The sequence below is a fragment of the Streptomyces torulosus genome, assembly GCF_001419765.1.
GTDB classification, from domain to species: Bacteria; Actinomycetota; Actinomycetes; order Streptomycetales; family Streptomycetaceae; genus Streptomyces; species Streptomyces torulosus.
On record NZ_LIRK01000599.1, the window covers coordinates 1 to 3,739 of the forward strand.

General features: G+C 73.9%; 3 protein-coding genes. All 3 read right to left on the reverse strand.

Annotated elements, in window-relative coordinates; translation table 11 throughout:
• Positions 1-58: 58 nt before the first annotated feature.
• Positions 59-1,156, reverse strand: a complete 1,098-nt coding sequence (locus tag AOK23_RS34555; RefSeq protein ID WP_055716481.1) for a small ribosomal subunit Rsm22 family protein — start codon at positions 1,154-1,156, stop codon at positions 59-61.
• Positions 1,157-1,290: 134 nt separating this feature from the next.
• Complete coding sequence (locus AOK23_RS34560; RefSeq protein ID WP_079049875.1) at positions 1,291-2,508, reverse strand: serine hydrolase domain-containing protein; 1,218 nt, start codon at positions 2,506-2,508, stop codon at positions 1,291-1,293.
• Positions 2,421-3,739: multidrug effflux MFS transporter (locus tag AOK23_RS34565; protein ID WP_055716483.1), on the reverse strand; the 1,319-nt coding region annotated here is incomplete at its 5' end. The genes AOK23_RS34565 and AOK23_RS34560, both read right to left, overlap by 88 nt.

Sequence of the window (3,739 nt, forward strand, 5' to 3'; positions counted from 1 at the left end):
TACCCGGCGGGCCCGCCCCCCTCGTCGTACTAGCGGCCGTCTTCCGGGGGGCGAGGGCTCAGGCCCGGTCGTCGTCCCCGGTCGGCGGGGGCCAGGCGTCGCCCCAGTCGGCGTCGCGGGCCGCCTTGTAGAGCGGGCCGTGGCGTTTGGTGACGGTGGTCCGGCCGAGGGTGGGAACGGGGCCGGTGCCGGGCCCACTCCCACCGTCGACGTCGGCGCCAGAGGTGGTGGCCGGGGCTGTGGTGGTGGCGTCCGTGGTGGCCGGGGTCCCGGTTCCGCAGAGGTCGAGGAGGACCTGACCCTTGCGGATCTGGGGCTTGCGCACGACACGGGAGGCGGCCGGGTCCGGGGCGAAGCGGGTCGCGGCGACGTAGCTGAACTTCTCGTCCTCGTACGCCAGGGAGCCGCCCTTGACCTGCCGGTGCAGGGAGGAGCGGCTGACGCGGGCGGCGAAGTGGCACCAGTCCTCGCCGGGGACGATCGGGCAGGCGGCGCTGTGCGGGCAGGGGGCGGCGACGTGGAACCCGGCTGCGACCAGGCGGTCGCGGGCGTCGATGACACGGGCGTAGCCGTCGGGGGTGCCGGGCTCGATGACCACGACGGCCTGCGCGGCGGTCACGGCGGCGTCGACCACGGCGGTCCGGTCGGCGTCGGTGAGCTCACCGAGGACGTAGGAGATGGTGACGAGATCAGTGCTCTCGATGGTGAGCGCCGATCCGATACGAGAGCGCTGCCACTCGGTGGGCTTGAGGTCCGGGTGGGCGGCGGAGATCTCCCGGCCCAGCGCGAGCGCGGGTTCCGCCCAGTCGAGCACCGTCACCGGGCGCCCGCCAGTCCAGGTCGCGTTCACGGCCCAGGTCGCCGCGCCCGTCCCTCCGCCGACGTCCACATGGCTGCCGGGTTCCCAGTCGGGCACGGCCCGCGCGAACGCCTCCAGTGCCGCGCACACCGCCTCGAACGTGGCCGGCATCCGGTACGCCGCGTACGCCACCGCGTCCGACCGGTCCCGCAGCACGGGCGCGTCGGTGGGCGTCCGCCCCCGGTAGTTCACGATCAGCCGCTCCACCGCCTGCGCGGCCGCCTTCGGCGGAAGCCCGTCGAGAAGGTGGGCGAGAGCGGTCCGGAGGGTGTCGGACGGGGAGAGAGGGGCGTTCACGAAGGAAGTCTAAGAGAACCGGGCGTCCCACCCGCACGGAAGCCCGGCACCCCACCGCGGCCCCCTGCGGCGCGAGCCGGTGCCGGGCCCCTACCAGACCCCCCGGCCCTCGCCGGGACCGCACCCGAACTCGCTCACATCCCCCGCACCGCCCGTGCCACCCGTGTGCCCGCTGCCGCGCGGGCCGTGTTCAGGGAGGTTCCCCGGCGGGGGTGGACCGCGTTGGTGAGGAGGATGAGGAAGGTGTCCGTGGCCTGGTCGAGGACGAGGGACGTGCCGGTGAAGCCGGTGTGGCCGGCGGCTCCGCGGCCCGCCAGTTCGCCCATGAACCAGGGCTGGTCGAGCGCGAACCCGAGACCCGGTGGCGTCAGCATCAGCTCCACGAAGTCGGGGCCGAGGATGCGGGCGGGGCCGTAGGAGCCGCCGGCCAGCAGGGTGCGGCAGAACACCGCGAGGTCCCGGGCCGTCGAGAAGAGTCCCGCGTGTCCGGCGACCCCGCCGAGCGCCCACGCGTTCTCGTCGTGGACCTCGCCCCGGAGCATGCCCCGCTCGGCCTTGCCCCAGGGCCGGCGCTGGTCCTCCGTCGCCGCCGCGCCGGGGCAGGGCCCGAAGGCCGTGGCCGTCATGCCCAGGGGGCGGGTGATGCCGGCGTGGATCAGATCGTCCAGGCCCCGGCCGGTGAGACGTTCGAGGACGTGCTGGAGGAGCAGGAGGTTGAGGTCGGAGTAGAGGTGGACCGTGCCCGGCGCCGTCATCGGCTCCTCGCGCCGCAGCATCGCCAGCCGCGCCTCGGCGGAACCGCCCTCGTACAGCGGGAGTTCGGGCCGCAGCCCCGACGTGTGGGTGAGGAGGTGGCGGACGGTGAGGCCGTGCGCGGCGGCACCGGAGAACTCGGGGAGGTACGCGGCGACCTTCGCGTCGATGCCGAGCGTGCCGCGCTCCAACTGCTGGACCGCCGCCACGGCGGTGAACAGCTTGGTGAGGGAGGCCAGGTCGAAGGGGGTGTCGGGGGTCGCCGGGACGCGGGACCCGGGCGGCAGTTCCACCCCGCTGTCGGTGCGTTCGTCGTAGGACTCGTAGCGGACCGCCCAGCCCGCCGCCTCCTCGACGGCGACGACGGGACCGCGGCCGGCGAGGACGACGGCGGCGGGCACCCGGGGCCGGTCGCCTTCCGTCAGCGCATGCACCTCGCGTACGAGATGGCGCAGTTCCTCGGGGTCGAGTCCGGCCCGTTCCGGGGTGTCCGTGCGCAGTCTCGGCGCGCTCAGCTGCCCTCCCCCTTCCTCTCGGTTCCGCTCGGGAGGGGCATACCCCCATCCTCTACCTTCGTACGCTTGTTCCAAGGACGGCACAGTGCCACGAAGCAGGTCGCCGCCACCAGTGTCGCGGTGAGTTGGACGACGGCCATGGGGACGGCGGTTTCCTCGCCCGCGACGCCGACCAGGGGGGACGCTATCGCGCCGATCAGGAAGGACGAGGTACCCAGCAGCGCCGACGCCGAACCCGCCGCGTGCCGCACCCGCATGAGGGCGAGCGCCTGGGTGTTGGGGAGGGTGACGCCCATCGCGGACATCAGCACGAACAGCGCCGCGGCGACCGGGGCCAGACCGACCTCGCCGAAGGCGCCCAGCGACATCAGCAGCAGGGCGGTCGCGGCGAGCATGATCACGGTGAGGCCGACCGCGAACACCTTGTCGAGGCTCACCCGGCCGACGAGGACCTTGCCGTTGATCTGCCCGACGATGACGAGGCCGACCGAGTTGACGCCGAACAGGATGCTGAACGTCTGCGGGGAGGCGCCGTAGATCTCCTGGATCACGAACGGGGAGGCGCTGATGTAGGCGAAGAGCGCGGCGAACGCGAAGCCGCCGGCGAGGACGTAGCCCATGAAGACGCGGTCGGTGAGCAGGCCACGCATGGCGTGCAGGGTCTCGCCGACGCCGCCGCCGTGGCGTTCGGCGGGGGCGAGCGTCTCGGGGAGCCTCGCCCAGACGACCGCGAGGAGGGCGGCGCCGATGACGGTGAGGACGACGAAGACGCCCCGCCAGTCGGTGACGCGGAGGATCTGGCCGCCGACGAGGGGCGCGACGATCGGGGCCACCCCGGAGATCAGCATCAGGGTGGAGAAGAAGCGGGCCATGGCGTCGCCGTCGTACAGGTCGCGTACGACGGCCCGGGCGATCACGATCCCGGCGGAGCCGGCGAGGCCCTGCACCAGGCGGAAGGCGATGAGGGTCTCGACGGTCGGGGCGAGGGCGCACAGCGCGGTGGCCAGGATGTAGACGGCGAGGCCGAGCAGGAGGGGGCGCCTGCGACCCCAGCGGTCGCTCATCGGGCCGATCAGCAGCTGTCCGAGGGCCATGCCGGCGAGGCAGGCGGTGAGGGTCAGCTGGACGGTGGCGGCGGGGGCGTGCAGGGAGTTGGTGACTTCCGGCAGCGCCGGGAGGTACATGTCCATCGCCAGGGGCGGGGTGGCGGTGAGCCCGCCGAGGATGAGGGTGACGAGGAGCCCGGTGCGGCGCAGGCCGGCGGGGGCGGCCTTCGCCGGGCGGCCGGGGTGCGGAGTCGGCGCCGCGTCCGTGG